General features: G+C 71.2%; 24 protein-coding genes and 1 riboswitch. Of the genes, 6 read left to right on the forward strand and 18 right to left on the reverse strand.

What is annotated here, in order from left to right:
* Nucleotides 1-201: 201 nt before the first annotated feature.
* From AC3B6A_RS20035 to btuB, 11 genes are all read right to left on the reverse strand, one after another.
* Nucleotides 202-867 carry an adenosylcobinamide-GDP ribazoletransferase gene (locus AC3B6A_RS20035; RefSeq protein ID WP_488403654.1) on the reverse strand — a complete coding sequence of 222 codons (666 nt, stop codon included), beginning with the start codon at nucleotides 865-867 and terminating at the stop codon, nucleotides 202-204.
* Nucleotides 868-1001: 134 nt separating this feature from the next.
* Nucleotides 1002-1592, reverse strand: a complete 591-nt coding sequence (gene cobC, locus AC3B6A_RS20040) for an alpha-ribazole phosphatase family protein (RefSeq protein ID WP_488398846.1) — start codon at nucleotides 1590-1592, stop codon at nucleotides 1002-1004.
* A complete protein-coding gene (cobT, locus tag AC3B6A_RS20045) occupies nucleotides 1589-2644 on the reverse strand; it encodes a nicotinate-nucleotide--dimethylbenzimidazole phosphoribosyltransferase (RefSeq protein ID WP_488398847.1) in 1056 nt (351 codons plus the stop codon). Before cobT ends, cobC begins: the two co-directional genes overlap by 4 nt.
* Nucleotides 2641-3162: a bifunctional adenosylcobinamide kinase/adenosylcobinamide-phosphate guanylyltransferase gene (gene cobU / locus AC3B6A_RS20050; RefSeq protein ID WP_488398848.1), complete on the reverse strand. Its 522-nt coding sequence runs from the start codon at nucleotides 3160-3162 to the stop codon at nucleotides 2641-2643. Before cobU ends, cobT begins: the two co-directional genes overlap by 4 nt.
* A gap of 124 nt (nucleotides 3163-3286) precedes the next feature.
* On the reverse strand, nucleotides 3287-4747 hold the full coding sequence (locus AC3B6A_RS20055; RefSeq protein WP_488403655.1) for a cobyric acid synthase: 1461 nt from the start codon (nucleotides 4745-4747) through the stop codon (nucleotides 3287-3289).
* 50 nt (nucleotides 4748-4797) lie between these two features.
* Nucleotides 4798-5799, reverse strand: a complete 1002-nt coding sequence (gene cobD, locus AC3B6A_RS20060) for a threonine-phosphate decarboxylase CobD (protein WP_488398849.1) — start codon at nucleotides 5797-5799, stop codon at nucleotides 4798-4800.
* Nucleotides 5800-6729 carry an adenosylcobinamide-phosphate synthase CbiB gene (gene cbiB, locus AC3B6A_RS20065; RefSeq protein ID WP_488398850.1) on the reverse strand — a complete coding sequence of 310 codons (930 nt, stop codon included), beginning with the start codon at nucleotides 6727-6729 and terminating at the stop codon, nucleotides 5800-5802.
* Nucleotides 6726-7376 carry a 5,6-dimethylbenzimidazole synthase gene (gene bluB, locus AC3B6A_RS20070; protein ID WP_488398851.1) on the reverse strand — a complete coding sequence of 217 codons (651 nt, stop codon included), beginning with the start codon at nucleotides 7374-7376 and terminating at the stop codon, nucleotides 6726-6728. Before bluB ends, cbiB begins: the two co-directional genes overlap by 4 nt.
* Nucleotides 7373-8668: a cobyrinic acid a,c-diamide synthase CobB gene (locus tag AC3B6A_RS20075; RefSeq protein ID WP_488398852.1), complete on the reverse strand. Its 1296-nt coding sequence runs from the start codon at nucleotides 8666-8668 to the stop codon at nucleotides 7373-7375. Before AC3B6A_RS20075 ends, bluB begins: the two co-directional genes overlap by 4 nt.
* A gap of 28 nt (nucleotides 8669-8696) precedes the next feature.
* The gene (gene cobO / locus AC3B6A_RS20080) at nucleotides 8697-9308 is read right to left on the reverse strand and encodes a cob(I)yrinic acid a,c-diamide adenosyltransferase (RefSeq protein ID WP_488398853.1); all 612 of its coding nucleotides are present in this window, start codon (nucleotides 9306-9308) and stop codon (nucleotides 8697-8699) included.
* Between the two features lie 14 nt (nucleotides 9309-9322).
* Nucleotides 9323-11167 (reverse strand): TonB-dependent vitamin B12 receptor, encoded by a 1845-nt coding sequence (btuB, locus tag AC3B6A_RS20085; protein ID WP_488398854.1) that lies wholly within the window; start codon nucleotides 11165-11167, stop codon nucleotides 9323-9325.
* A 114-nt stretch (nucleotides 11168-11281) separates the two neighbouring features.
* A riboswitch (cobalamin riboswitch) is annotated at nucleotides 11282-11506 on the reverse strand.
* A gap of 121 nt (nucleotides 11507-11627) precedes the next feature.
* Between btuB and AC3B6A_RS20090 the strand changes: the two genes are divergently transcribed.
* The 5 genes from AC3B6A_RS20090 to AC3B6A_RS20110 all read left to right on the forward strand — a co-directional run bounded on the left by AC3B6A_RS20090 (nucleotide 11628) and on the right by AC3B6A_RS20110 (nucleotide 15967).
* Nucleotides 11628-12779 carry an ABC transporter permease gene (locus AC3B6A_RS20090; RefSeq protein ID WP_488398855.1) on the forward strand — a complete coding sequence of 384 codons (1152 nt, stop codon included), beginning with the start codon at nucleotides 11628-11630 and terminating at the stop codon, nucleotides 12777-12779.
* The gene (locus tag AC3B6A_RS20095; protein ID WP_488398857.1) at nucleotides 12776-13561 is read left to right on the forward strand and encodes an ABC transporter ATP-binding protein; all 786 of its coding nucleotides are present in this window, start codon (nucleotides 12776-12778) and stop codon (nucleotides 13559-13561) included. Before AC3B6A_RS20090 ends, AC3B6A_RS20095 begins: the two co-directional genes overlap by 4 nt.
* Before the next feature lies 1 nt (nucleotide 13562).
* Nucleotides 13563-14501, forward strand: a complete 939-nt coding sequence (locus AC3B6A_RS20100; protein WP_488398858.1) for an MlaD family protein — start codon at nucleotides 13563-13565, stop codon at nucleotides 14499-14501.
* Nucleotides 14498-15118 carry an ABC-type transport auxiliary lipoprotein family protein gene (locus AC3B6A_RS20105; protein WP_488398859.1) on the forward strand — a complete coding sequence of 207 codons (621 nt, stop codon included), beginning with the start codon at nucleotides 14498-14500 and terminating at the stop codon, nucleotides 15116-15118. Before AC3B6A_RS20100 ends, AC3B6A_RS20105 begins: the two co-directional genes overlap by 4 nt.
* A 558-nt stretch (nucleotides 15119-15676) precedes the next feature.
* Entirely contained in the window at nucleotides 15677-15967 is a 291-nt protein-coding gene (locus tag AC3B6A_RS20110) for a LasR-specific antiactivator QslA (RefSeq protein ID WP_488398860.1), read from the forward strand.
* A gap of 136 nt (nucleotides 15968-16103) precedes the next feature.
* On the opposite strand, the gene AC3B6A_RS20115 is transcribed toward AC3B6A_RS20110, so the two are convergent.
* From AC3B6A_RS20115 to hflK (AC3B6A_RS20145), 7 genes are all read right to left on the reverse strand, one after another.
* Nucleotides 16104-16355 (reverse strand): hypothetical protein, encoded by a 252-nt coding sequence (locus tag AC3B6A_RS20115; RefSeq protein ID WP_488398861.1) that lies wholly within the window; start codon nucleotides 16353-16355, stop codon nucleotides 16104-16106.
* 196 nt (nucleotides 16356-16551) lie between these two features.
* Entirely contained in the window at nucleotides 16552-16758 is a 207-nt protein-coding gene (locus AC3B6A_RS20120) for a hypothetical protein (protein WP_488398862.1), read from the reverse strand.
* 64 nt (nucleotides 16759-16822) lie between these two features.
* Nucleotides 16823-18784, reverse strand: a complete 1962-nt coding sequence (locus AC3B6A_RS20125; RefSeq protein ID WP_488398863.1) for a heavy metal translocating P-type ATPase — start codon at nucleotides 18782-18784, stop codon at nucleotides 16823-16825.
* Between the two features lie 28 nt (nucleotides 18785-18812).
* On the reverse strand, nucleotides 18813-19262 hold the full coding sequence (locus AC3B6A_RS20130) for a hypothetical protein (RefSeq protein ID WP_488398864.1): 450 nt from the start codon (nucleotides 19260-19262) through the stop codon (nucleotides 18813-18815).
* A 132-nt stretch (nucleotides 19263-19394) separates the two neighbouring features.
* The gene (gene hflK, locus AC3B6A_RS20135) at nucleotides 19395-20435 is read right to left on the reverse strand and encodes a protease modulator HflK (RefSeq protein ID WP_488398865.1); all 1041 of its coding nucleotides are present in this window, start codon (nucleotides 20433-20435) and stop codon (nucleotides 19395-19397) included.
* The gene (gene hflC, locus AC3B6A_RS20140) at nucleotides 20428-21462 is read right to left on the reverse strand and encodes a protease modulator HflC (protein ID WP_488398866.1); all 1035 of its coding nucleotides are present in this window, start codon (nucleotides 21460-21462) and stop codon (nucleotides 20428-20430) included. The genes hflK (AC3B6A_RS20135) and hflC overlap by 8 nt, the downstream gene beginning before the upstream one ends.
* Complete coding sequence (hflK, locus tag AC3B6A_RS20145) at nucleotides 21459-23420, reverse strand: protease modulator HflK (RefSeq protein WP_488398867.1); 1962 nt, start codon at nucleotides 23418-23420, stop codon at nucleotides 21459-21461. The genes hflC and hflK (AC3B6A_RS20145) overlap by 4 nt, the downstream gene beginning before the upstream one ends.
* Nucleotides 23421-23662: 242 nt before the next feature.
* Between hflK (AC3B6A_RS20145) and AC3B6A_RS20150 the strand changes: the two genes are divergently transcribed.
* Nucleotides 23663-24664, forward strand: coding sequence for a D-cysteine desulfhydrase (locus AC3B6A_RS20150; RefSeq protein ID WP_488398868.1), 1002 nt, complete (start codon nucleotides 23663-23665; stop codon nucleotides 24662-24664).
* The last annotated feature ends 15 nt before the right edge of the window (nucleotides 24665-24679 follow it).

A 24679-nucleotide genomic window follows, 5' to 3' on the forward strand; every position in this document is an offset into this window, starting at 1 on the left:
CGTGTTTCCCGGCTGCCGCGGAGGCATGCGGTTCGCGAGCAAGCTCGCTCCTACAGAAGCAGCCCACCCGCGTACCGGGCGAAAGAAGCGCTCAGAAACGTAGGATGGCGTGGAGCGCAGCGATACCCATCGTTCATCGCGCCAGCAGCATGGGTATCGCTTCGCTCCACCCATCCTACGAACTCGCCAGAGCCAGACGGATCAGACCGCCAGCGCCACCAGCACCGCGCATTCGATCAGTTCCAGCATCGCCCCGGCGGTATCCCCGGTGGTGCCGCCCAGGCGGACGATGAAGCGCCGGCGCAGCCAGACGAAGACCACCAGCGCGACCGCCACCGCGAGCATCCCGGGCAACCCCGCCAGCAGCATCAGCGCGGCGTTGCCCGCCAGCATCCAGGGCATCGCCCGGCGCGGCAGGTGGTCGGCCAGCGCCTGCCCCAGGCCGCCACGGCGCGCGTACGCAGTGGTGAAGAACAGCAGCGGCAACGCGCAGCGCCCCAGCCAGGGCGCCAGCAGCAACGCCCAGTACTGGTGATTGCCGAGCACCGCGGTGAGCGCGGCGAATTTCAGCAGCAGCACCACCACCAGCGTCACCACCGCCACCGGGCCGCAGCGCGGGTCCTTCATGATCGCCAGGGTGCGTTCGCGATCGCCCAGGCCGCCGACCCAGGCATCCGCCGTATCGGCCAGGCCATCCAGGTGCAGGGCGCCGCTGATCGCCACCCACAGCGCCAGCAGCAGCGCGGCCTGCAACAGCAGGTGCAGGTTGACCAGCGCCTCCCCCAGCCCCATCAGCAGCGCGCCGATCAGCAGCCCCACCAGCGGATAGAACAGCGTCGCCCGGCCGAACTGCACGGGCGTGGGCATGTGCCGGAAATGCACCGGCAGGCGGGTGAGGAATTGCAGCGCCACCAGCGGCAGGCACCAGTCGCTGAGCTGGCCGGCAGGCGCGGGGGCTTCGTCCGCCGGCGGCACCGGCTCCTGTCGTTCTGGCTGTTCGCTCATCGCTGTTCCGCCTGCTGGATTCGCCAGCCGTCGCCCGCACGCGCCACCGCCAGCGACAGGCACTGGCCATGGTCGACCACCACCTCCAGCAAACGCCGGGCCGGCAAGCCGCCAGCCAAGGCCCCCAGCAGGCGCATCACACCGCCGTGGCTGACCACCAGCACGGACGCCCCGGCGTGGGCGCGGTACAGCCGCTCCAGCGCACGGAACACACGGGATTCGAAGTCACCCAGCGGCTCGCCCCCCGGCGGCGGGAACGCGTAGGGATCGGACCAGAAACGCCCCAGCGCCTGTGCATCGCATTCCATCAGCTTAGCCGGCGACAGGCCTTCCCACTGGCCGAAATCCAGCTCGCGCAGGTCGGCGTCGAGGCGCAGCGGCAGGCCGTGGCGGCCGGCCAGTTCCTCGGCGAACGCGGCGCAGCGGCGCAGCGGCGAGCTGACCACCGCCGACCAGGGGCACGCCTCGCCGACCGTTGCGCGCATCTGCGCCCAGCCGCGCTCGGTCAGCGCATCGTCCAGGCGTCCGCGAAAGCCGCCGCCCAGTTCGGTCTCGCCGTGGCGCAGCAGGTCCAGGCGCAGGGTCATGCCGGGCGATCCGAAACCGCCGCCTCGGCGAAGGTGGCCATGTCGCCGTGCAGCCGGCAGGCCTGGCGCAGCAGCGGCACCGCCAGCGCCGCGCCGCTGCCCTCGCCCAGGCGCAGGCCGAGGTCGAGCAGCGGCTGGGCGTCCAGCGCGGCGAGCACGCGCCTGTGCCCCGGCTCGGCGCCGGCCTGGGCGAACAGCAGCCAGTCGCGGCAACCGGGATTCAGGTGCGTGGCGCAGAGCGCGGCGGTGCTGCAGATGAAGCCGTCCACCAGGGCCGGGACGCCCTTCTGCGCGCAGGCCAGGTAGGCGCCGACCAGCGCGGCGATCTCGAAGCCGCCGAGGCGGCACAGCGTCTCGAACGGCTCGTCGCAGTGTGCGCGGTGCAGCGCCAGCGCGCGCTCGATCACCTCGACCTTGCGCGCCACGCCCCGGGCGTCGAGCCCGGTGCCGGGGCCGACCAGCGCCTGCGCCGGCTCGGCCAGCAGCGCGCAGGCCAGGGCGGCGGCGGCGCTGGTGTTGCCGATGCCCATCTCGCCGCCGATGTACAGCTCCGTGCCGGCCTGCTGCGCGCGGCGCACCGATTCGCGCCCGGCCTCCAGGGCGATCAGGCATTGCGCGGCGGTCATCGCCGGCTCTTTCGTGAAGTTCGCCGTGCCGGCGCCAACCATCAGGTGCAGCACGCCGGGCAGCGGCTCCAACGGCACCGCGGTGCCGAGGTCGATCACCTCCAGGCAGGCATCGAGGTCGCGGGCCAGCACGCTGATCGCCGCGCCGCCGCGCACGAAGTTGCGCAGCATCTCCACGGTCACCGCCTGCGGATAGGCCGACACACCCTCGGCGACCACGCCGTGGTCGCCGGCGAACAGGGCGATCCAGATGTGCTCCAGTGCCGGCCGCTCGCGGCCCTGCAGGCCGGCCAGGCGGACGGTTTCCTCCTCCAGCCGGCCCAGCGCGCCGCGCGGCTTGGTCAACTGGTCCTGGCGCGCAGCGGCCTTGTCCTGCGCCACGCGGTCGATCGGCTGGGTCCCCTGCCGCCACCATTGCAGACTCATAACGCTTCCCCCTTCAACACCATGGGCAGGCCGGCGACGGTGAACACCACGCGCTCGCTGACCTCGGCCAGCGACTGGTGCAGCCAGCCGGCCTCATCGACATAACGGCGGCTGAGCTCGCCCAGCGGCACCACCCCCAGCCCGGTTTCATTGCTCACCAGGATGATCCGCCCCGGCAGGCGCGGCAGGACCTCCAGCAGCGCATCGATCTCGCCGCGCAGGCGCCAGCCGTCCTCGTGCAGCAGCAGGTTGGTGAGCCACAGGGTCAGGCAATCCACCAGCACGCAGCGCCCGGGCGCGGCCAGGCGCTCCAGCGTATCGGCCAGGGCCAGCGGTTCCTCCACCAGCCCCCACTGCGCCGGGCGGCGCTCGCGGTGCTGGAGGATGCGCGCGGACATCTCGCCATCGCCGGCCTGGGCGGTGGCGACGTAGGTGACCGGCAGGCCGCTCTGCAGCGCCAGGCGCTCGGCCAGGCGGCTCTTGCCCGAACGGGCGCCGCCGAGGATCAGTTCAAGCATGTTGTCTCCCGGAGAACGGAGGTCCCCGTAGGATGGGTGGAGCCTGCGATACCCATCGCATCGGCGCACGGGCGTGATGGGTATCGCTCCGCTCCACCCATCCTACGCAAAGCGATCGCACCGATCAGAGCCCGCACAGTGCTTTCAACCGTGCGGTATCCAGATGCGCCTCGACCTGATCGGCCAGGCGCTCGATGTCGCGTTCACGCAGGGCGTGGTAGTCGATGGCCTGCACCTCGCGCAGGCCCGCCCAGCGCAGCAGCGCCGAGCAGGCGGCCGGCGACTCGAACAGGCCGTGCAGGTAAGTGCCCATCACCTGGCCGTCTTCGCTCAGCGCGCCATCGACGCCGCCATCGCCCAGGAACACGGCAGGACGCTCCAGCGCCGGCCCCTCGGTGACGCCGGCATGAATCTCGTATCCGGCCACCTCGGCATCCTCCAGCGCCAGCCGGCCGCCGACATTGCGCAGCTGCTTCTCCGGCTCCAGCACGGTGCGGAAATCCAGCAGGCCGAGCCCCTCGCTCTGCCCCGCCGCGCCCTCCAGGCCGTGCGGGTCGGCAATGGTGCAGCCGAGCATCTGCAAACCGCCGCAGATGCCCAGCAGCTTGCCGCCGTAGCGCAGGTGGCGCTGGATCGCCGCTTCCCAGCCCTGTTCGCGGAGGAAGGCCAGGTCGGCGCGCACGCTCTTGGAGCCGGGCAGGACGATCAGGTCGGCCGGCGGCAACGGCTGCCCCGGCCCGACGAAGCTCAGCTCCACCTGCGGGTGCAGGCGCAGCGGGTCGAAATCGGTGTGGTTGCTGATGCGCGGCAGCACCGGCACCGCCACGCGCAGGCGCTCGCCGGTCTTGGCGGACTGGCGGAGGTCGATGGCGTCCTCGGCCTCCAGGTGGAAGTCCATCAGGTACGGCAGCACGCCCAGCACCGGCACGCCGGTGCGTTCCTCCAGCCAGTCGAGACCGCCCTGCAGCAACGCGATATCGCCGCGGAAGCGGTTGATCACGAAACCCTTCACCCGCGCCCGCTCGGACTCGGACAGCAGCTCCAGGGTGCCGACCAGATGGGCGAACACGCCGCCGCGGTCGATGTCGGCGATGAGGATCACCGGGCAGTCCACCGCCTCGGCGAAGCCCATGTTGGCGATGTCGTTGGCGCGCAGGTTGATCTCCGCCGGCGAGCCCGCGCCTTCCACCATCACCACCGGATATTGCGCGGCGAGGCGTGCGTGGGACGCCAGCACCGCCTGCAGCGCCACCCGCTTGTAGTCGTGGTAGGCGGCGGCGTTCATGCTGGTCAGCGCGCGGCCGTGGATGATCACCTGGGCGCCGGTGTCGCTGTTGGGCTTGAGCAGCACCGGGTTCATGTCGGTGTGCGGCGGCAACCCGCAGGCCTGGGCCTGCACCGCCTGGGCGCGGCCGATCTCGCCGCCATCGGCGGTCACCGCGCTGTTGAGCGCCATGTTCTGCGGCTTGAACGGCGCCACCGCCACACCCTGGCGGCGCAGCCAGCGGCACAGCGCGGTCACCAGGGTGCTCTTGCCGGCGTCGGACGTGGTGCCCTGCACCATCAACGTCGCGCCTTGCACCATCAAAGTCGTGCCTTGCACCATCGAGGTCGCGCCCTGCGTCGTCGGCATGCTCATCGCAGGCACTCCATCTGGTTGAAGGTGCGCAGGCCGTGTTCCAGGCGCCGCCAGCCGTCCTCGTCCGGCGGCAGGCCGAAGCGCAGGCTGGCCGGCGCATCGAACAGGCGCACCAGCACCCCCTGGCGCGCCAGGTGCTCGTACAGCGCGCGGCCCTGCATCGACACCGTCCACTGGAACAGCGACGTGCCGCCCTGGGGCGCGAAGCCGTGCTCGCCCAGCAGCCCGGCCAGGCGCCGGCTGGCCTCGGCCAGCTCGCGGCGGCGCTGGACGTGTTCGTGGAAGTCGCCGAGCACCGCCTGCGCCACCCAGCGCGTCGGGCCGTTCACCGCCCAGGGGCCGAGCAGTTGCGCAAGGCTCGCCAGCAGGCGCGGCTCGGCGCAGGCGAAGCCCAGCCGCGCGCCGGCCAGGCCGAAGAACTTGCCGAACGAACGCAGCACGATCAACCCCGGCCGGCTGGCGCAGCTGGGCACCAGGCTCTGCTCGGGGGTGCAGTCCATGAACGCCTCGTCCACCACCAGCCAGCCGCCGCGCGCCTGCAACCGCGCGTGCCACTCCAGCAGCACGCCGGGCTCGATGCGCCGGCCGGTAGGGTTGTTCGGGTTGACCACCACCAGCACGTCGACGTGCTCCAGCTGCTGGGCGACCTCCTGGTCGCCGACTTCCCGCAGGATGTGCCCGGCGCTGCGCCAGGCCTCGGCGTGCTCGGCGTAGCAGGGCGAAACCACCCCGACCCGGCCCGGCCGGCGCAACCTCGGCAGCAGCTGGATGGCCGCCTGGCTGCCGGGCAGCGGCAGCAGCTGCTCGGCGCCGTAATAGCGGCGCGCGGCGGCCTCCAGGCCGTCGTCGTCTTCCGGCAGGCGCATCCAGGCGCCGGTGGGGACGTCCGGCAGGTTCCAGGGCCAGGGCGAAAGGCCGGTGGAGAGGTCCAGCCACTCCGCCAGCGGAATACCGTAGTGCTGCGCCGCCCGGCGCAAGCGGCCACCATGTTCGAGCATTCAGAGCACTCCCAGGATCAGGATCAACGCCAGCCACAGCAGCACGCCCTGGCGCACCAGCGCCAGCGCGCGCCAGATGTCCGCCGCGCCCGGCGCCGGGCCTTCGCCCAGTTGCGGGCGTTCGTGCAGCTCGCCGTGGTAGCGCGCCGCGCCGCCCAGCGCCACGCCCAGGGCGCCGGCGCCGGCGGCCATCACCGGGCCGGCGTTGGGGCTGTCCCACTGCGGCGCCTGGCTGCGCCAGCAGCGCAGGGCCGGGCGGGTGCGGCCGAGCAGCGCGTAGGTCAGCGCCACCAGCCGCGCCGGAATGTAGTTGAGCAGGTCGTCGATCTTCGCCGCCGCCCAGCCGAAGCGCTCGAAGCGCGCGTTGCGGTAGCCCCACATCGCATCGAGGGTATTGCTCAGGCGGTACTGCACCACGCCCGGCGCGCCGGCCACGGCGAACCAGAACAGCGCGGCGAACACCGCGTCGCTGCCGTTCTCCAGCACCGATTCGGTGGCGGCGCGGGCCACGGCGGTGTCGTCCAGCGCAGCGGTCTCGCGGCTGACCATGTAGCCCACGCGCCGGCGCGCTTCGTCCAGATCGCCGGCGCGCAGGGCCAGCGCCACCGGCTCGGCATGCTCGCCCAGGCTGCGCAGGCCGAGGGCGGCGTACAGGGCGAGCGCCTGCACCAGCCAGCCGACGTAGGGCAGCAGGCTGAGCAGCAGCGCGACCAGGGTCAGCGGGACCACCGCGATGATCCAGGCGGTGACGCCGTGGCTGCGCCAGCCAAGGCCCGGCGTATCGCTCGCGGCATCGCTGCGCGAGCGGTTGAAGCGGCGCTCCAGGCGATCGGCAAGGCGTCCGAAGGCCACCAGCGGATGCCCGCGCTTCGGCTCGCCCAGCACGGCGTCCAGCGCCACGCCGAGGACGCTCAGCAGCGCCAGGCTCATGGCCGCTCTCCCCAGCGATCCTCGAACAGCAGCTCCTCCAGCGGGCGCGGCTGGCGCCAGCCTTCGAGGGCCAGCATCGGCGCCGGGTAGAACTGCTCCACCGGCCCCAGGCAGATCACCGCCACCGCCTCGGCGCCGGCGGGCAGGCCGAGCAGCTCGCCCAGCGCGGCCGGGTCGAACAGCGACACCCAGCCCATCCCCAGCCCCTCCGCGCGGGACGCCAGCCAGAGGTTCTGGATGGCGCAGGACAGCGAGGCCAGGTCCATCTGCGGCAGGGTGCGGCGGCCGAACACGTGGCTCTCGCGGCCGTCCATCAGCGCGGCGACCAGCAGCTCGGCGCAGTCGAGCACGCCTTCCACCTTGAGCCGCATGAATTCATCGGAACGCTCGCCCAGCGCCTCGGCGGTGCGCACGCGCTCCTCCTCCACCAGGCGGTGGATCGACTGGCGCAGCTGCGGCCGGGTGATGCGGATGAAGCGCCACGGCTGCATCAGGCCGACGCTGGGCGCCTGGTGCGCGGCTTCCAGCAGGCGGGCGAGCAGTTCTGGCGCCACCTCGCCGCCACTGAAGTGGCGCATGTCGCGGCGCTCGGCGATGGCGCGGTAGAGCGCGGCGCGCTCCTCGGGGCTGTAGGCGTGCTGGGTCATGGTCGGAACAGTGCCACTGCGGCATCCGGGGCGGACGGCAGGTAGAAGTGGATGTAGGACGCGGTCAGGCGGTCGCGGCGGAACACCGCCTCGGCCACCGGCTTGTCGTTCGGGCAGACGCCCCGGGCCAGCGGCGCTTGCGCGCTGTCCAGCAGCGAATGGTGGAAGGTGTGGCCGCGCAGGGTGCCTTCGGGCAGCGTCACCGCCTGCAGCGCCAGCGCGGCGAGGCGCTTCTGCATGCGCGCCTCGCCGGGCAGCAGGCCGAGCAGTTCGGCGCGTTCGCCGGCCACGTCGGTCAGCGCGTCGAGCAGGTAGAGCATGCCGCCGCACTCGGCGAGGATCGGCTTGCCGGCGGCGTGGTGCGCGCGGATCGCCCGGGCCATGGCCTGGTTTTCCGCCAGCGCGCGCAGGTGCAGCTCCGGGTAGCCGCCGGGCAGGTAGAGGCTGTCCACCGCCGGCAGCGCTGGGTCGCGCAGCGGCGAGAAGAACCGCAGATCGGCGCCCAGCTCGCGCAGCAGGTCGAGGTTGGCCGGGTAGAGGAAGGCGAAGGCGTTGTCCCGCGCCACGCCGATGCGCACGCCGTCGAGGCGAGCGTGAGCCGCACACGGCTCGGGCGCGGCGAAGCTCACCGGGGCCGGCAGTTCAGTGCCGGCGCTGGCGGCCAGGGCATCGGCGGCGGCGTCCAGGCGGGCGTCGAGGTCGGCCAGTTCGTCGGCCTGCACCAGCCCCAGGTGGCGGCTGGGCAATTCCACTTCGGTGTCGCGCGGCAGCGCGCCGTACCAGCGAATCCACTCCGGCAGGCTGTCGCGCACCAGCTCCAGGTGGCGCTGGCTGCCGATGCGGTTGGCGAGCACGCCGGAGAACGGCAGGTCCGGCTGGTAGGTCGCCATGCCGACCGCCAGCGCGCCGAAGGTCTGGGCCATGGACTGGCCGTTGATCACCGCCAGCACCGGCACGCCGAAGCGGCGGGCGAGATCGGCGGCCGAGGGCGAGCCGTCGAACAGGCCCATCACGCCTTCGATGAGGATCAGGTCGGCGTCACCGGCAGCCTCCCAGAGCAGCCGGCGGCTCTCGGCCTCGCCGACCATCCACAGGTCGAGCTGGTAGACCGCCGCGCCGCTGGCGCGGGCAAGGATCATCGGGTCGAGGAAGTCCGGGCCGCACTTGAACACCCGCACCTTGCGCCCGAGACGCGTGTACAGGCGCGCCAGGGCGGCGGTCACGGTGGTCTTGCCCTGGCCGGAGGCGGGGGCGGCGATCAGCAGCGCGGGGCATTGGCGGGAATCGGGCATCAGGCGCGCTCCGGCACGAGGGAAACCATCAGAACTCCACCCCTTTCTGCGCCTTGATCCCGGCCTTGAAGGCGTGCTTCACCAGGCCCATCTCGGTCACGGTATCGGCCGCCTCGACCATCGCCGGCAGCGCGCCGCGCCCGGTGGCGACCACATGCTGCATCGGCGGGCGGGCGGCGATGTCGGCGAGCACGCTGTCCAGTTCCAGGTAGCCGTGCTTGAGGGCGATGTTCACCTCGTCCAGCACCACCAGGCCGACCTGCGGATCGCTCAGCAAGCGGCGGGCGACCTCCCAGGCTTCGTGCGCCTTGGCGATGTCGCGCTGGCGGTCCTGGGTCTCCCAGGTGAAGCCCTCGCCCATCACGTGGTAGCTGACCTCCTCGGGGAAGCGCCGGAAGAAGGCTTCCTCGCCGGTGGTCGCGGCGCCCTTGATGAACTGCACCACGCCCACCTTCAGGCCGTGGCCCAGCGCGCGGGCGACCATGCCGAAGGCCGCGCTGCTCTTGCCCTTGCCGTTGCCGCTGTGGACCAGGAACACGCCGCGTTCGTCCTGGGCCTGGGCGATCTTCTCGTCGACCACGCTCTTCTTGCGCTGCATGCGCGAGCGGTGGCGCTCGTCCTTGTCCGGGGATTCGCTCATCGGTCTCTCTCCTCTCAAAGGGCCTGGTAGCGCACGCCGAAGAGTACGGCGCGGCCGGGCTGCCGGTAGCCTAGGGTGGTCTGGTAGTCGGCGTCGAACAGGTTGCCCAGGCGCGCCTGCAGGCGCCACTCCGGGGTCAGTTGGTATTCGCCGCGCAGGTCCAGCGTAGCGAAACCACCGAGGCAATTGCGGTTGGCCAGGTCGTCGTAGCGGCGGCCCTCGGCGTGCAGACTGGCGCCCAGGCTCAGCGCGTCGAAGCGCCGGTCGAGGTCCAGGTTGAACAGTTGCCGGGCGCGGCGCGGCAGCTCGTTGCCACGGCTGCCGCTGGCGCGGCTCTCCGGGTCGAGCAGGCTGGCGTTGGCGTTCCACGTCCAGTCCCGCCACTGGCTGCCCAGTTGCAGCTCGACGCCACGGATGCGCGCCTGGTCGATGTTCTCCGGCGCCTGCAGCGCCGAGTCGTAGGCGATCAGGTCGTCGATCGCCGTGCGGTACAGGTTCACCGCCCAGTGGCCCCAGCCGTGGCGGCCGTCCACGCCGAGCTCCAGGCTGCGCGAGGTTTCCGCGTCGAGGTCGGGGTTGCCGTAGCCGGGGTAGTAGAGCTCGTTGAAGGTCGGCGCCTTGAAGGCCGTGCCGTAGCTGGCGAAGGCGCGCACCGCGTCGGTCAGCGCATAGCCCCAGGCGAGGTTGCCGGTGTTGCGGCTGCCGAACTGCTGGTTGTCGTCGTGACGCAGGCTCAGCTGCCAGTCGTGGCGTCCGGCGCTGCCGAGGTACTGGGCAAAGGTGCCGCGGTTGTCGCGGGAGGTCACCGCGTAGTCGGTGGAGCTGCTCAGCGCGTCCCGCTGCCAGTCGTAGCCGAGGGTCAGGGTCTGGCCGGGCGCCAGTTCCAGGTCGTTCTGCCAGGACGCGGTGTCGCGCCGGCTGTCGAAGCGCGAGTAGAACGCGCCGTCCTGATAGGCGTCGGCGTTGTCCTCGCTGCGCCCGGCGGACAGGCTCACCCGCCAGGGCTCCAGCGGGGCGAAGCGCGCGCGGCCGCCGATCACCCGCTGCACGCCCCGGGTGTAGGCATCGAAGCCCCGGGTGCGGCGGCTGTTCACCGCGTCGAAGTCGTTGTGCGAATCGCTCTGCAACAGGCTGCCGTCCAGCTCCAGGCCGTTGTCGAAGCGATAGCCGGCGCGCAGCGAGCCGGCAAGGTTGCGGTAACCGTCGCTATCCGGCTCATGGCCGCTGGCGCCGTCGGCCCTGGCGTCGATGCCGGCGGTATCCAGGCTGGAGACGCCGAGGGCGAACCAGCCGCGCCCGTCGCTGGCCGAGGCCCCGGCGCTGCCTTCGTAGGTGCCCTGGCTGCCCGCGCCGGCGTAGGCCCAGGGCCTGAAACCCTGCTCCGCCGCCTGGCGGGTGAAGATCTGGATCACCCCGCCGATGGCCTCGGAGCCGTACAGGCTGGAGCGCGGCCCGCGCACCACCTCGATGCGCTCGACCAGTTCCAGCGGCAGGTCCTGCAGCGAGGCGCCGCCGGAGGACACCGAGCCGGCCTTGACGCCATCGATCAGCACCAGCACATGGTCGGATTCGCTGCCGCGCAGGTAGAGGCTGGTGGCCTTGCCGGGCCCGCCGGCGTTGCTCAGGGAGATGCCCGGCAGGCGCCGCAGCAGGTCCGGCACCGACTGCGCCTGGGCGCGTTCGATGTCCGCGCGGTCCAGCACGCCGACCGCAGCGAGGCTCTGCCCGGCGCGTTGCCCGGTGCGGGTGGCGGTCACCAGTTGATCGTCGAGCACCAGCGGCGTGTCGTCCGCCGCCAGGCCGATACAGGAAAAGCCGCCCAGCGCCAGCGCCGTCGGCCAATAGAGGAAATGCTTCACGTGAACTCACTCCGCCGCTCTCACCCGCGCGGCTCTGACCGAAAAAGGCAGGCGGAGGACGGGAACGCCCCGGCAGCGCAGGCCGGCCGGAGCGATCGGCAGCGCCTCCCGCGATGCCATGGCTTGCAGCAGGCCGGTCTCCGGGCTTGCGAGTGGCGCCGTGAGAGGCTCCGGAAACCGCGCCTTCCCATGCCGGTGGCACAGTGGCGAAATGCGGTTCGATGCTCGCTTACCGTTGCGGGGGCAGCGCCGGACTGGTCGACCCGGAGGATCGAATTCACCGGCTTCCCTGTTTCACCCCCGACTTGCGCCGGGGGCACCTGAAGCAGGCGCGCAGCTTAGAGGCTCGCCGCCCGGGGCGTCAATTGAACAGGCTGTCGCGGCCCCCGCCAAAGCCCGCGCCAGAGCGGCCAACAGGTGAAACACAACGCAGCTGGTGGCACCGCAGAAACTCGCTAGAATGCGATGCATGACGACTGCACAACCCGGCCGACTCCAGCTCGATACCCGCTCCAGCCCCCCGCTGATGCACGTCAGCGGCGACTGGACGCTGGCGCATTTCGCCGCGCTGGAGGCCCAGGTCGCCGACGCGCGCCAGGGCGGCCAGCCCGCCGCGCTGGACTTCGGCGACCTCGGCGCGCTCGACACCGCCGGCGCGGCGCTGCTCTCCGACGTCATCGGCGGCGCGCGCATGGGCCAGCTGGAGCAGATCGCCCGCAACCTCTCCGCCGAGCGCCAGGCCCTGCTGCGCGCCGTGGGCGGCGCCATCACCCAGTGCCGGCTGGACGAGCGCAAGCCGCCGCCGGGCAACGCCATCGTCGATGTGCTCGAACGCATCGGCATCGGCTCCGTCATCTTCTGGGGGCATCTGGTCGGCGTGCTCGGCTTCATCGGCCTGACCCTGCAGACCCTGCTGCGCAGCCTGCCGCGCCCGCGCCGCTGGCGCCTCACCTCGCTGGCCGCGCACATGGAGCAGACCGGCCTCAACGCCGTGCCCATCGTCGCCCTGCTCACCTTCATGGTCGGCGCGGTGGTGGCCTTCCTCGGCGCCACGGTGCTGAGGAAGTTCGGCGCGGCGATCTACACCGTCGACCTGGTCGGCTTCTCCTTCCTGCGCGAATTCGGCGTGCTGCTCACCGCCATCCTCCTCGCCGGCCGCACCGCCAGCGCCTTCACCGCGCAGATCGGCTCGATGAAGGCCAACCAGGAGATCGACGCCATCCAGGCCCTGGGCATGGACCCGGTGGAGCTGCTGGTGCTGCCGCGGGTGCTCGCGCTGCTGCTGACCCTGCCGATACTGACCTTCCTGGCGATGCTCTCCGGCATCTTCGGCGGCGGCGTGGTCTGCGCCCTGAGCCTGGACATCTCGCCGCGCCTGTTCCTCTACATGCTGCAGAACGACATCGCCGTGCAGCACTTCCTGGTCGGCATCGTCAAGGCGCCGGTGTTCGCCTTCATCATCGCCGTGATCGGCTGCCTGGAAGGCTTCCGCGTCAGCGGCAGCGCGCAGTCGGTGGGCGAGCACACCACCTCCGCGGTGGTCCAGTCGATCTTCGTGGTGATCCTGCTGGACGCGGTGTTCGCGCTGTTCTTCATGGAGATGGGCTGGTGAGCGAACCGATCATCGCCGTCCGCGACCTGGCCAACCGCTTCGGCACCCACGCCGTGCACGAGCACCTCGACCTCGACGTGATGAAGGGCGAAATCCTCGGCGTGGTCGGCGGCTCTGGCACCGGCAAGTCCGTGCTGCTGCGCAGCATCATCGGCCTGCGCCAGCCCAGCGAAGGCAGCGTGCAGGTGTTCGGGCAGAACCTGCAGGCGCTGGCGCCGCAGCGACGCTCGCAGCTGGAGCGGCGCTTCGGCGTGCTGTTCCAGAACGGCGCGCTGTTCTCCTCGCTGACGGTCAGCGAGAACATCTGCCTGCCGCTGATCGAGCACGCCCGGCTGTCGCGCAACGACGCCGAATTCATGGCCAAGGTGAAGATTTCCCTCGCCGGCCTGCCGCCGGATGCCGGCGCCAAGTACCCGGCCGAGCTGTCCGGCGGCATGGTCAAGCGCGCCGCCCTGGCCCGCGCCCTGGCGCTGGACCCGGACATCCTGTTCCTCGACGAGCCCACCGCCGGCCTCGACCCCATCGGCGCGGCGGCCTTCGACCAACTCATCCTGACCCTTCGCGACGCCTTCGGCCTCACCGTGTTCCTGGTCACCCACGACCTGGACACCCTCTACACCATCTGCGACCGCGTCGCCGTGCTCTCGCAGAAGCGCGTGCTGGTGGTCGGCCCGCTGGAGCAGGTCGCCGGGACCGACGACGCCTGGGTCCGGGAATACTTCCACGGCCCCCGTGGCCGCGCCGCACAGCAGGCCACGCAGCCCCTGCGGGAGGAAAACTGACATGGAAACCCGCGCCCATCACGTGCTGATCGGCCTCTTCACCCTGATCGTCTCCATCGGCGCGCTGCTCTTCGCGCTGTGGCTGGCGCAGTCGACCAACGACCAGAAATACAAGTTCTACGACGTGATCTTCAACGAGGCGGTGACCGGTCTCTCCGAGGGCGGCACCGTGCAGTACAGCGGCATCCGCGTCGGCGACGTGGTGTTCCTGCGCCTGGACCCGAACGACCCGCGCAAGGTCCGCGCGCGCATCCGCGTCTTCGAGAGCACGCCGATCCGCGAGGACACCCGCGCCAAGCTGGCGCTCACCGGGGTCACCGGCCAGGCCATCATCCAGCTCTCCAGCGCCGCCCAGGACAGCCCGCCGCTGGTCAGCACGGAAGGCAACATTCCGGTGATCAAGACCATCCCCTCGCCGCTGGCGAAGTTCCTCGCCAACGGCGAAGACATCGCCACCAACGTCAACACCCTGCTCACCAACGCCAGCCGCCTGTTCTCCGAGGAAAACGTCGAGCACATCAGCCGCACCCTCGACCACATCGACCAGGCCAGCAGCGTGATCGCCGAACAGCGCGACGACATCCGCCAGACCGTCAAGGAACTGGCCGCCGCCAGCCAGCAGGCGCGCATCACCCTGGCCAACGCCAGCGCGCTGCTCGAACGCGCCAACCAGACCCTCGGCACGCGCGGCCAGAGCATCCTCGACGACACCCAGAAGACCCTGGCCGCCCTGCGCGCCAGCAGCGAGCGGGTCGAACGACTGCTCGGCAACAACTACGACTCGGTGAACGGCGGCCTGAACGGACTGGGCGAAATCGGCCCGGCGGTGCGCGAACTGCGCGCCACCCTGGAGGACCTGCGCGGCGTCACCCGCCGCCTGCAGGAAAACCCCACCGGCTACCTGCTCGGCCGCGAACGCAACAAGGAGTTCCAGCCATGACCGCCCTTCCCCGCCTGCTCGGCATCGCCGCCCTGCTCGGCCTGCTCGGCGCCTGCTCGATCCTTCCGGAAGCGGAAACCCCGGACGTCTACCTGCTGCCGGCGACCCAGCAGCCGGCGCGCGGCAACGCGGCGGTGGACTGGTCGCTGCGGGTCAGCGCGCCCACCGCCAGCCTCGCGCTGGACAGCAACCGCATCGCGGTGATCCCCCAGGGCAACCAGATCAGCAGCTACCAGGGCGCGCGCTGGAGCAACCGCGCCCCCGGCCTGCTGCGTGACCGCCTGCTCGACGCCTTCGGCGCCGACGGCAGCATCCGCGCCCTGAGCAGCGACGACGCCAACCTGCAGGCCGACCTCGACCTCACCGGTGAACTGCGCGCCTTCCAGAGCGAATACCAGGGCGACCGGCCTGTCGTGCACATCCGCTACGAAGCGCGCCTGGTCCGCACCCTCGGCCAGCGCATCGTCGCCGCGCGCAGCTTCGAGGTCCGCCAGCCGGTGGAGGGCAAACAGGTCGCGGAAGTGGTCACCGCCTTCGGCAAGGCCGCCGACCAGCTCGCCGCGCAGGTGGTGGAGTGGACGTTGCAGCAGGGGCAGGCGCAGACAGCCGGCCGCTGATCCGGGGGCCGGGCTACCGGGTCCGCATCGCCGCCCGGTAGCACTCGATCTCGCCGCCTACTGGGTCACTTACTGGGTCGTTTACTGGGTCGTTTACTGGGTCAGTCGACGACTCCGCACGCCCTCCGTCTGGCGACCCGGCGCGGCGCGAACCGCATAAGCCCCCCGCAAGCCCCCTCCAGTCGCCAGATTCGATAGCCGCCATCCTTCATTTCTGTCAGACGCGGCCGATACCTCCCCTGCGCGAGCACCTGTCCTTGATGGTCCGGGGCGCAGCCCCTTATGCTGCGACCGTCACGGCTACATCCGTGATTGGGTTTGACAGCCCAGAACGTCGGCGCGATTGCGCCAACACAGGTGCATGCGAAAGCGGCGAACGCTTTTGCAGGCCCTGCTTCGACCTCAGTTTTTGGTTGAAGACGCTATGGCAGATCGCGCGGGGAGACCCCCTCGCGGGGTCTGCCGGCCCGACGTCCGGTCTGTCAACCTCGCGTGGTCTGCCTCCCTTCGATTGACAGCGAAGCGGCAGCTCTCTTCCTTAACGTCGGAGCTACATTCATGACTTCAGACAGCGACACCCTCGACCCCGAAACAGGCGCCTTCCCCGGCGACATTCCTCCGATCGACGACCAGCCCGGCCTGCCGCTGATCTGGCCCCGGGACGCCCAGCCCGCGCTGGACCACGGCATACGCCGCGCGGAACAGTGGTTGAACGGCGAAGGCAAACCCTATCTCTGGACCACCTACGTGTGCGGCCGGGCGATCCAGCCCGACTCGATCGACAAGATGGCCTACGAGGTCGGCTTCCTCACCCGCCTGCAGCAGCACCTGCGCCGCATGCCGGACTGAATCGCCGGGCGGCTCATGGCCCGCCCCGGGCCGCCCCACTCGACGCCGGCCTGTAGGAGCGAGCTTGCTCGCGAACAGCCGCCCACGGCGAAACCCCGCCTGTACCGCGCGGAAACCCTCGGATACCGAAGGTCGGTCAGTGGCAGTGGTACGGGCTCTCGCCCTCCAGCTCCTGCTCGGTTTCCACGTCGCGGATGGTCACGATGGCCTTGGGATAGACCGAGCAGAGGGAATTGCGCACGGTGTAGATGCCGCTGCCGTGGGCGAGGAACTTGCCATTGCCCAGCTCCTTGCCCGACGCGTCACGGGCGGTGACTTCGTAGTTGCCGGTCATGGTGATGCAGCCGGACAGGGCCAGCAGGGACAGTACGGGGATCAGGTATTTCATGGCATCTCCTTGCTACGCGATGCGCCGCGCGGGTGGCGCGCCCGTCGTTCCCTGACGGTTTCGCGAAAGCGGCTGGTGATTCGAACGACCGCCAGTGGCTGGCGGTGGGGGTTCGACCCGGACACAGCGACGCAGTTCAGCCAGCGCCCCCTCCCGGCGGAAATTTACCTGGAGGGCCGCCCGGCGGACGCTCTTCTCAGCGCTTGCCCATCGAACGACGGGAGCCGCGCGGGTGCGGCGGGCGGTACTCCGCCTTGTCGTGCGGCTTGCGATGCTGGTAGGCGGCGTTCGCCTGCTTCTGCGCCGCCAGGGCGGCCTTGGCGAGTTCGCTCAATGACAGGGAGGTGGATTCTTGAGCGGTGTCCGCGCTGTCGTCGCGGGGCGGCTGCTGGGAGGAAGTCATGGGTCGTGGGTTCTGCATGAGATTGGAACGGCGCACATAATAGCCGATCTCGCCCCTTCGCGGCTCACGCCGGCAGGTCGGCGGGACGGGCGTGCGGCTGCCCGAGGGCTTCGTCGAAGCGCAGCAGGCGGCCGGCGTTGCCCAGCACCAGCAGGGTGCTGAGGTTGTGCAGGATCGCGGCGATCATCGCGCCGGCGGCGCCCAACAGACCGAAGGCGGCCGCGGCGACGATGGCCAGTGTCCAGCCCAGGCCGATCAGCACGTTGACCTGCAGGGTGCTGCGGCACTGGCGGCTCAGGCGCACGCAGGTGCCAAGACGGCGGAGATCGCTGCCGATCAGCACGATATCCGCCGAGGCCAGGGCGATATCCGCCCCGCCGGCGCCCATCGCCACGCCCACCACGCCGGCCTTGAGCGCCAGCGAGTCGTTGATGCCGTCGCCCACCACCAGCGGGCGGAAGCCCTTGCGGATTTCCTCGTTGACCCGCGCCAGCTTGTCTTCCGGCAGCGCCTGGGCGACCAGGTTGTCGATGCCGACCTCGCGGGCCAGCGTGGCGGCCACGCTCTGGCGGTCGCCGGTGAGCAGCAGTTGCCGGCCCAGCCCCAGCTCGCGCAGGTCCGCCACCGCCTGGGCGGCTTCCGGGCGGACGCTGTCGGCAAGCAGCAGCCAGGCGCGGAAACGCCCGTCCAGCGCCAGCCCGGCGATCGGGCCGTCGTGCTCGGGCACCGCCGGCGTGGCGATCCCCAGGCGGGCGAACAGCTCCGGCCGGCCCAACGCGGCCTCGCCCCGCTCGGTCCGGGCGACCACGCCGAGGCCTTGCAGCTCGTGCAGGTCGGCCAGCGGATGGTGCGCATCGTGCGGCGCCAGCGTCGCCAGGGCGCGGCTGACCGGGTGGCTGCTGGCGGCGCCGAGGCTGGCGGCCAGCCGCTCGATGTCGGCGCGCGCCTCGCCCGGCTGCGCCTGTACGCTCTGCAGGCGCAGCGCGCCGTGGGTCAGGGTGCCGGTCTTGTCGATCACCAGCGAGGTCAGGTCGGCCAGTTCCTCGAGGAACGCCGAGCTGCGGATCAGGATGCCGTGACGGGCGGCGACGGCGATGCCGGCGATGGCGGTGGCCGGCGCCGACAGCACCAGCGCACAGGGGCAGGCGGCGACCAGCACGGCGAGCATGGCCTGCGGGTCGTTGGTGATGAACCAGGTGACGGCGGCGATCAGCAGCACCAGCACCATGTAGCCGCCGGCGTAGCGCTCCAGCAGGCGGGTGATCGGCGGCTTGGACTGTTCGGCGCGCTGCATCAGGGCGATGACCTTGCCGAGGGTGGAGGCGTCGCCGGTGCGGGTCACTTCGATGCGCAGCAGGCCGTCGAGGTTGATCGCGCCGCCGTAGACCTCCATGCCGACGCCCGCTTCCAGCGGCACCGACTCGCCGGTGATCGGCGCGGTGTCCAGGCTGGCCTGGCCTTCCAGCACGCGGCCATCGGCGGGCACGCGGTCGCCGGCGCGGACTTCCACCTGGTCGCCCGCGCGCAGCTCGCCGTTGTCCACCTCGCGCACGCTGCCGTCGGCGGCGATCAGCCGGGCCTGGCTGCGGGTCAGGCGGCCCAGCGCCTCGATGGCTTCCTGCGAGCCGATCACGCTGCGCTCTTCCAGCACGTGGCCGAAGATCATGATGATCGGCAGCAGCGCGGCGGTCATCAGGTCGCCGGTGGCCCAGGCGCCGAGCATGGCCAGGGCGATGAGCTGGTCGGTGATGCCGTGCAGGCTGGGATGGCGCAGGCTGTACCAGCCCGAGCGCAGGACGGGCACTGCCACCAGCAGCGAGGCGACGCCCAGGAGCATCTGCGCCACGCCTTCCTGCTGCGGGGCGAACCAGCGCCAGAGCAGGCCTAGCACCAGCAGGCCGAGGGCGATCATCGCCAGGCTGAGCTGGCGCGCCGCGCTGCGCTGCTCGTCGCGGGTGAGCATGCCACCGGTGAGGTGGCCGTGGGAGTGGCCGTGGTGCGCGTGGCCGTGGTGGTGAACGCTCATACCGCGAGTGTGCCTGCTGGGGTTGGAATCAGAGGGGTGGGAACAGGGTTCCCGGCCGGGTGGCGTATTCGTTGGCTTCGGCTTCGGTCAGGACCCAGATCTGGTTGATCTGCTTGTCGATGCCGGGTTTGACGGCAACGACCTTGCCCTTGAGCGTCGGCATCATGCCCTGCACGATGAAGCGGTTGTCCTCGTCGCGAATGCGCACGGAGGTCGCCACCGGATAGGTGATGTTCTTCCTGTACAGCCCGAGGGTCAGCACCTGCTTGAGCAGGCTGGGCCTGGGGCGTTTCAGCGTGATGTTCGGGAACTGCGCGTGGTCGACGAAAGCCAGCATCATGCCCGGCGGCAGAACCCGGTCGGCATGCGCCGGGAGAATGCAGCCCAGCACCAGCGCCAGCGCGCCCAGGCACTGCAAGGCCAGGCGTCGCAGCGAGCAGCGGGTTTGATGGATGGTGTGAAGTCCGGCTGATGTCATTGGATGTCCCGCCCCTGGTGTTCCTGATTGTCGTTGTCCGCCCGGCGTGGTTGCCGGGCTTGCGTTGCGAGCGTAGCGGTTCGCCGCGACGCTGTCCGCACATTGATTCACAGGCTCCGGCGATCGCCGCGCTCACGGCTGCGGCCCCTCCAGGATCAGGTGTCCGGCATCGCGCGGATCGACGCTGGTCACCGCGCCCGCGCGGGCCAGGATGCCCGGCACGCGCTCGCGGTACAGGCGCAGCAGCAGCCCGGGGTCGGCCTGTTGTCGCTGGGTCTGCGCCAGGCTGGTGATGGTGGCGGTGTCCGCCTGGGAGCGGGCCTCGCGCTCGCTGGCCTGGGCATGGGCCACCTGCAGCGTGCGGTCGGCGCCCTGGTTGGCCGCCTGCAGCTGGCGGGCGGCGTCGTTCTGCGCCGCGGCCACGCCCTGCTCCGCCAGCTGGCTGGCGGTCAGCACGGCATTGAAGGCACTCACCGCCTCGCGCGGCAGCGAGGACTGCACATCCACCCGCTCCACCACGACGCCCAGGCCGTTGCCGGCCTCCGTGAGCGCCGCCAGGCTGCGGTTGATGCCCTGCTGCAGGTCGCCGCGCAGACGCTCGCGGCGCTCGGCGACGCTGCTGTCGGTGCCGATCAGTTCCGGGCGGGCGACCAGGATGGTGTCCAGGTCGCGCGAGGCGCAGACCGCCACCGCATTGCGCTCCACCAGCCGATCCAGCGCCGGCAGCACATGCTCGCCCTGGAGCACGAAGTCATAGGGGGCGGTGACCTTGTAGAACACCCGCACATCCAGCTGCACCACGCCGGCATCGCCGGTGAGCAGGTAGCCGGAGCCGGCGGTGGCGTCGTTGGCCAGGCTGCCGTCCAGATCGGACTTCTGCGCCTGCGGCGAGCGCAGCAGGGTCTCCACCCGGCGCTCGATCACCCGGTCGGCGGACGGCAGGATCACCACCTGCTCGAACGGACGCGGCCAGGCCAGCAGCAGGCCGGAGTTGTGGACCCGCTCCAGCGCGCCCAGGCGCAGGACCACGGCGCGGCTTTCCGGGCCGATCTGGCGGACGTTGGACAGCGCCCAGCCGAGCGCCGCCAGCAGGGTCACGCCGTACAGAGCCAGGAACGCCAGGCGCCCGGCCTGCAGCCAGGGGCTCGCGCCCGGCTCCCGAAGCTCAGTCATGGGCGTTGCCCGGCTTGGCCAGCGGCGGCTGCTGCGGCGGGCCGTCGACCAGCACGCGGAACGGCGCCGCGTCGGTGCGCAGCACCAGGCGGGTGCCGGAGTTGACCAGGGTGCCGAGGGTGTCCAGCGAGCGCAGCAGGTTGTACAGCTCCGGCGAGCCGCTATAGGCCTTGCCGTAGATGTCCGCCGCTTGCACCCGCGACTGGGCCTCGATATCGGCGGCCTTCACCGTGGCGTCGGCCTGCAGGATGCGCGCGTCGCGCTCGGCGGCGGAGCGGATTTCCGCGGCCTTGCGCTTGCCTTCGGCGGTGCGCTGGGTGGCGATGGTCTCGCGCTCGGCGCGCATGCGGTCGACCGTGGCGCCGAGGGTGACCTTCGGCAGCGTCAGCCGCTCGATGCCCACCTGCACCACGCGCACGCCGTAGGTGTCGAGCAACTGCCGCTCGATCTGCTCGCGCAGGCGCTGCTCGAAGTCGGCGATGCGCACCTTGCCGGCATCGGTGTTGACCAGGTCGGAAAGGTCGAAGCCGCTGGCGGTGGTCTCCAGCGCGGAGCCGACGAAGGTGCGGATCTGCCGGGCGGCCTCGTCCGGCTGGTTCTGCACCGCGCGCATGAAGCGCTGGATGCTGTCCGGGTCGGGCTTCACCTGCCAGGCGACGTAGGCCTGCACGATGATCCGCAGGCCGTCGCGGGTGCCGACGTCCTGCAGGCCGCTGGAGGTGGTGCGCAAGCGCAGGTCCACCGGCACGGCGGCCTCGAACGGGATCGGCAGGCGCCAGGCGAGCCCGGGTTCGAGCAATACCCGCGCGGGATTGCCGAAGCGCGTGATCACCGTCGCCTCGCCGGAGCGCACCTGGACCAGGCTGGCGGTCGCGGCGGCGAACAGCACCAGCAGGCCGGCCAGGGCGGTGCGGCGCCAGGGGAAGCGCGCCGGGCCCTCGTCGTGAGGATGAGCGTGGCCATGCTCATGGTCATGCGCGTGGTCATGGTCGTGAGGGTGATCGCCGTGGACGTGGGTCGGACTCAAGGTGCGATCTCCTGGGGACGGTTGGCGGCCTTGCCGCGCGGCGGGTCGACCGGCGCGCCGAAGCTGCGCAGGTCGAGGGTCGGCGCCTGGTCCGCGCTCAGGCGGTGGTCGATGACCAGGCTGCGGGCGCCGGCCAGGCCCTGGCCCAGCTGGCTGAAATACTGTTCGAGGAGGAATGCCTGGCCGGCGCGCTGCCAGGCGGAACGCTCGGCGCCGAAGCGCAGTTCGGCGGCCTGGGCCTGGGCGAGGGTTTCCCGGGCGTCGGCGGCGGCCTTGTCGGTCGCGGCGCTGGCGGCCTGCCGGGCGGCGTTGGTCTGTTCGGCGGCCTTGCCCTGCTCACGGGCGATCAAGGCCTGGGCGGTGATCTGCGCCGCCTGCACGCCGTGGTAGGCATTCGCCGCACCGGCCGGCGGGTGGATCGCCTCGACCACGGTGGCGAGGATTTCCACCCCGCTGTCCAGGCGTTCGAGGTCGGCCTGCACGGCCTTGCCGATGTCCTGCGCCAGGGCTTCGCGCGCTTCCCCCAGCACGCCGTCGAGGGTGCGCGCGGCGAAGTCGTGGACCAGCACGCGATTGGCGGTGCTGCGGATCAGCGCCGGCACGTCGGTGCTGTTGTAGGTCGCCGCCAGCGCGGCCTGGTCGCTCAGGCCGATGCGGTAGACGAAGCGCACGTCCATGTTGACGATCTGGAAGCTCTGCTGGCCGCCTGCCTCGCTGGCGATCACCTGGGAATTCTCGCTCACGTGGGAGGCGTCCCACAGGCGGTTGGCGGCCTCCGGCGCGGGCCCTTCGGCCGCGACGAGCAGGTCCGCCCGGGCGGAATCGCCGGAGGTCGCCAGCTCATGGATCACCCCGTTCTCCACCGGCAACACGCGGCCGAACGGCCACGGCAGCCCGACGTGCAGCCCCGGCGGGTAGACCGCCACCGGCTTGCCGAAGCGCTCGTAGACGCCACGGCCATTCATGGCGATCTCGCTGACGCCGGTGAGCAGCCAGCCCACCAGCAGGACCAGCCCCAGCACCGGCAGGAAGGCGCGGCGCATGAAGCCGAAGGCCCAGACCTGGCGCAGGTCGATGCCGAAACGCTGCTGCAGTTCGCTCTGCAGGAACTGCAGCGGACGCGGCGGCCAGCGCAGCTGCCCGGCGACCAGGCTTTCGCCGATCAGCCGCGGCTCCTCGCGCGGGCGCTGCGGGCTGAACACCGAGAGCAGCGCGCGCAGGATCAGCTCCAGCGCCAGCAACACCGGCAGCAGGCCGACCAGCACCACCAGCCGGCTCGGCCACAGACTCTCGCCGTTGGAGAACAGCAGGCCGGGCAGCGACAGCAGTTGCACAGCGATCACCGCGCGGACCATCGGCGCCAGGGCGGCGGCCTCGGGCCACTCTTCCGCGCCGGCCGCATTCAGGTGCCGCTCCACCACCAGCAGGCCGAAGGCGGTCAATATCAGCAGCCCGGTGACCAGCCAGCCGGCCTGGCCAAGCGAAACGGCGGGGGTTGCGAGGTTCCAGCCGGCCTGGACGACCAGCAGCGCCGCCAGCGCCAGCCCCGCCAGCCAGAGCGCGCCGACGCCGATGCGCTGCGCCAGGCGCTGGCCGCCCCGGCTGATGCGCTCCAGCAGACGGTCGTAGGCACTGAGCTGGGCAAGATCGACGGCCGCTTCGCCCGCAGGCGCGGACGCCGCCGCGCCGATCGCCAGGGCGCGCCAGTGGGCCACGCGCCAGGCCGACTGGCTCACCGCCGCCAGCAGCAGCAGCGCCGCCGCGTTGTTGCACAGCAACGGCAGCCACAGCGAGTCGGCGGCGAACAGGCCGATGAAGATCGCCGCCAGGAACAGCAGCGCGGCGAGGCCTCCCGACAGCCAGGCCAGCAGCATCAGTCGACGCGACTGGTACGCCGAGCGCTGGAAACGCGGCAACCCTTCCAGGCTGCTGCCTTCGATGTCCAGGTCGACTCTCATGGATGCTCCAACGGTTGAACGGATCGCCCGCCGCCCCCGGCCGGGAGCGACGCGCCGGCGAGCCTGGGGGTGAAAGATTAAGGCTGCCTGAAGCCGGCGGGGACGAAAGTGTAATCTTATAACGAAACATGTGAAATTGTTGTCGCCCCGCCACCTGCCGCCCGGCCGCAGGAGGAGCCGTTGCCGAGCGGCCCACGGCGCTCTATCGTGACGTCCTCACCGTGCCAAATCGAGATTCCCCCATGAGCTCCCTGCGCGAATCGCTCGCCCGCTTCCACCGTCTCGAACTGGCCGGCGGCCCGACGCCGCTGGAGAAGCTGGAGCGGCTTTCCGCCCACCTGGGCCGCGATATCCATGTGAAGCGCGACGACACCACGCCCTTCGCCCTGGGTGGCAACAAGGTGCGCAAGCTGGAATTCCTCGCCGCCGATGCGCTGCGCGCCGGCGCCGACACCCTGGTGACGGCGGGGGCGATCCAGTCCAACCATGTGCGCCAGACGGCGGCGGTGGCGGCCAAGCTCGGCCTGCGCTGCGTGGCGCTGCTGGAAAACCCCATCGGTACGGCGGACCACAACTACCTGAGCAACGGCAACCGCCTGTTGCTCGACCTGTTCGGCACCGAAGTCGAGCTGGTGCCCAACCTCGACAACGCCGACGAGCTGTTGCAGCAGACCGGCGAGCGCCTGCTGCGCGAGGGCCGCAAGCCCTACCTGGTGCCCATCGGCGGCTCCAACGCCCTCGGCGCGCTGGGCTATGTGCGCGCCGGGCTGGAGCTGGCCGAGCAGATTCGCCACAGCGGCCAGCGCTTCGCCGCCGTGGTGCTGGCCTCCGGCAGCGCCGGCACCCACGCCGGACTGGCCGTGGCGCTGGCCGATGCCCTGCCGGAGCTGCCGGTGATCGGCGTGACCGTCTCGCGCACCGACGCCGCGCAACGGCCGAAGGTGGAAGGCCTGATCCGGCGCACGCTGGAGCTGCTCGGCCAGGACGCGGACAAGGCGCCGAAAGTGGAACTCTGGGACGAGTATTTCGCCCCGCGCTACGGCGAACCCAACGCCGGCACGCTGGCGGCGGTGCGTCTGCTGGCGAGCCATGAAGGGCTGCTGCTCGACCCGGTCTACACTGGCAAGGCCATGGCCGGACTGCTCGATGGCGTCGCCCGCCAGCGCTTCGCCAGCCAGGGACCGCTGCTGTTCCTGCACACCGGAGGCTCTCCGGCGCTGTTCGCTTACCACCCGGCGGCTTGAATCAATAAAATTGAA

The organism is Pseudomonas sp. B12(2026), assembly GCF_057767015.1.

Excerpts from the sequence above, each read along its gene's own strand:
- AC3B6A_RS20035 (WP_488403654.1), bottom strand. The coding sequence starts at position 867 with ATGCCCACGCCCGTGCAGTTCGGCCGGGCGACGCTGTTCTATCCGCTG.
- cobC (WP_488398846.1), bottom strand. The coding sequence starts at position 1,592 with ATGACCCTGCGCCTGGACCTGCTGCGCCACGGCGAGACCGAACTGGGC.
- cobT (WP_488398847.1), bottom strand. The coding sequence starts at position 2,644 with ATGAGTCTGCAATGGTGGCGGCAGGGGACCCAGCCGATCGACCGCGTG.
- cobU (WP_488398848.1), bottom strand. The coding sequence starts at position 3,162 with ATGCTTGAACTGATCCTCGGCGGCGCCCGTTCGGGCAAGAGCCGCCTG.
- AC3B6A_RS20055 (WP_488403655.1), bottom strand. The coding sequence starts at position 4,747 with ATGGTGCAAGGCGCGACGTTGATGGTGCAGGGCACCACGTCCGACGCC.
- cobD (WP_488398849.1), bottom strand. The coding sequence starts at position 5,799 with ATGCTCGAACATGGTGGCCGCTTGCGCCGGGCGGCGCAGCACTACGGT.
- cbiB (WP_488398850.1), bottom strand. The coding sequence starts at position 6,729 with ATGAGCCTGGCGCTGCTGAGCGTCCTCGGCGTGGCGCTGGACGCCGTG.
- bluB (WP_488398851.1), bottom strand. The coding sequence starts at position 7,376 with ATGACCCAGCACGCCTACAGCCCCGAGGAGCGCGCCGCGCTCTACCGC.
- AC3B6A_RS20075 (WP_488398852.1), bottom strand. The coding sequence starts at position 8,668 with ATGCCCGATTCCCGCCAATGCCCCGCGCTGCTGATCGCCGCCCCCGCC.
- cobO (WP_488398853.1), bottom strand. The coding sequence starts at position 9,308 with ATGAGCGAATCCCCGGACAAGGACGAGCGCCACCGCTCGCGCATGCAG.
- AC3B6A_RS20090 (WP_488398855.1), top strand. The coding sequence starts at position 11,628 with ATGCGATGCATGACGACTGCACAACCCGGCCGACTCCAGCTCGATACC.
- AC3B6A_RS20100 (WP_488398858.1), top strand. The coding sequence starts at position 13,563 with ATGGAAACCCGCGCCCATCACGTGCTGATCGGCCTCTTCACCCTGATC.
- AC3B6A_RS20105 (WP_488398859.1), top strand. The coding sequence starts at position 14,498 with ATGACCGCCCTTCCCCGCCTGCTCGGCATCGCCGCCCTGCTCGGCCTG.
- AC3B6A_RS20110 (WP_488398860.1), top strand. The coding sequence starts at position 15,677 with ATGACTTCAGACAGCGACACCCTCGACCCCGAAACAGGCGCCTTCCCC.
- AC3B6A_RS20115 (WP_488398861.1), bottom strand. The coding sequence starts at position 16,355 with ATGAAATACCTGATCCCCGTACTGTCCCTGCTGGCCCTGTCCGGCTGC.
- AC3B6A_RS20120 (WP_488398862.1), bottom strand. The coding sequence starts at position 16,758 with ATGACTTCCTCCCAGCAGCCGCCCCGCGACGACAGCGCGGACACCGCT.
- AC3B6A_RS20125 (WP_488398863.1), bottom strand. The coding sequence starts at position 18,784 with ATGAGCGTTCACCACCACGGCCACGCGCACCACGGCCACTCCCACGGC.
- AC3B6A_RS20130 (WP_488398864.1), bottom strand. The coding sequence starts at position 19,262 with ATGACATCAGCCGGACTTCACACCATCCATCAAACCCGCTGCTCGCTG.
- hflK (WP_488398865.1), bottom strand. The coding sequence starts at position 20,435 with ATGACTGAGCTTCGGGAGCCGGGCGCGAGCCCCTGGCTGCAGGCCGGG.
- hflK (WP_488398867.1), bottom strand. The coding sequence starts at position 23,420 with ATGAGAGTCGACCTGGACATCGAAGGCAGCAGCCTGGAAGGGTTGCCG.
- AC3B6A_RS20150 (WP_488398868.1), top strand. The coding sequence starts at position 23,663 with ATGAGCTCCCTGCGCGAATCGCTCGCCCGCTTCCACCGTCTCGAACTG.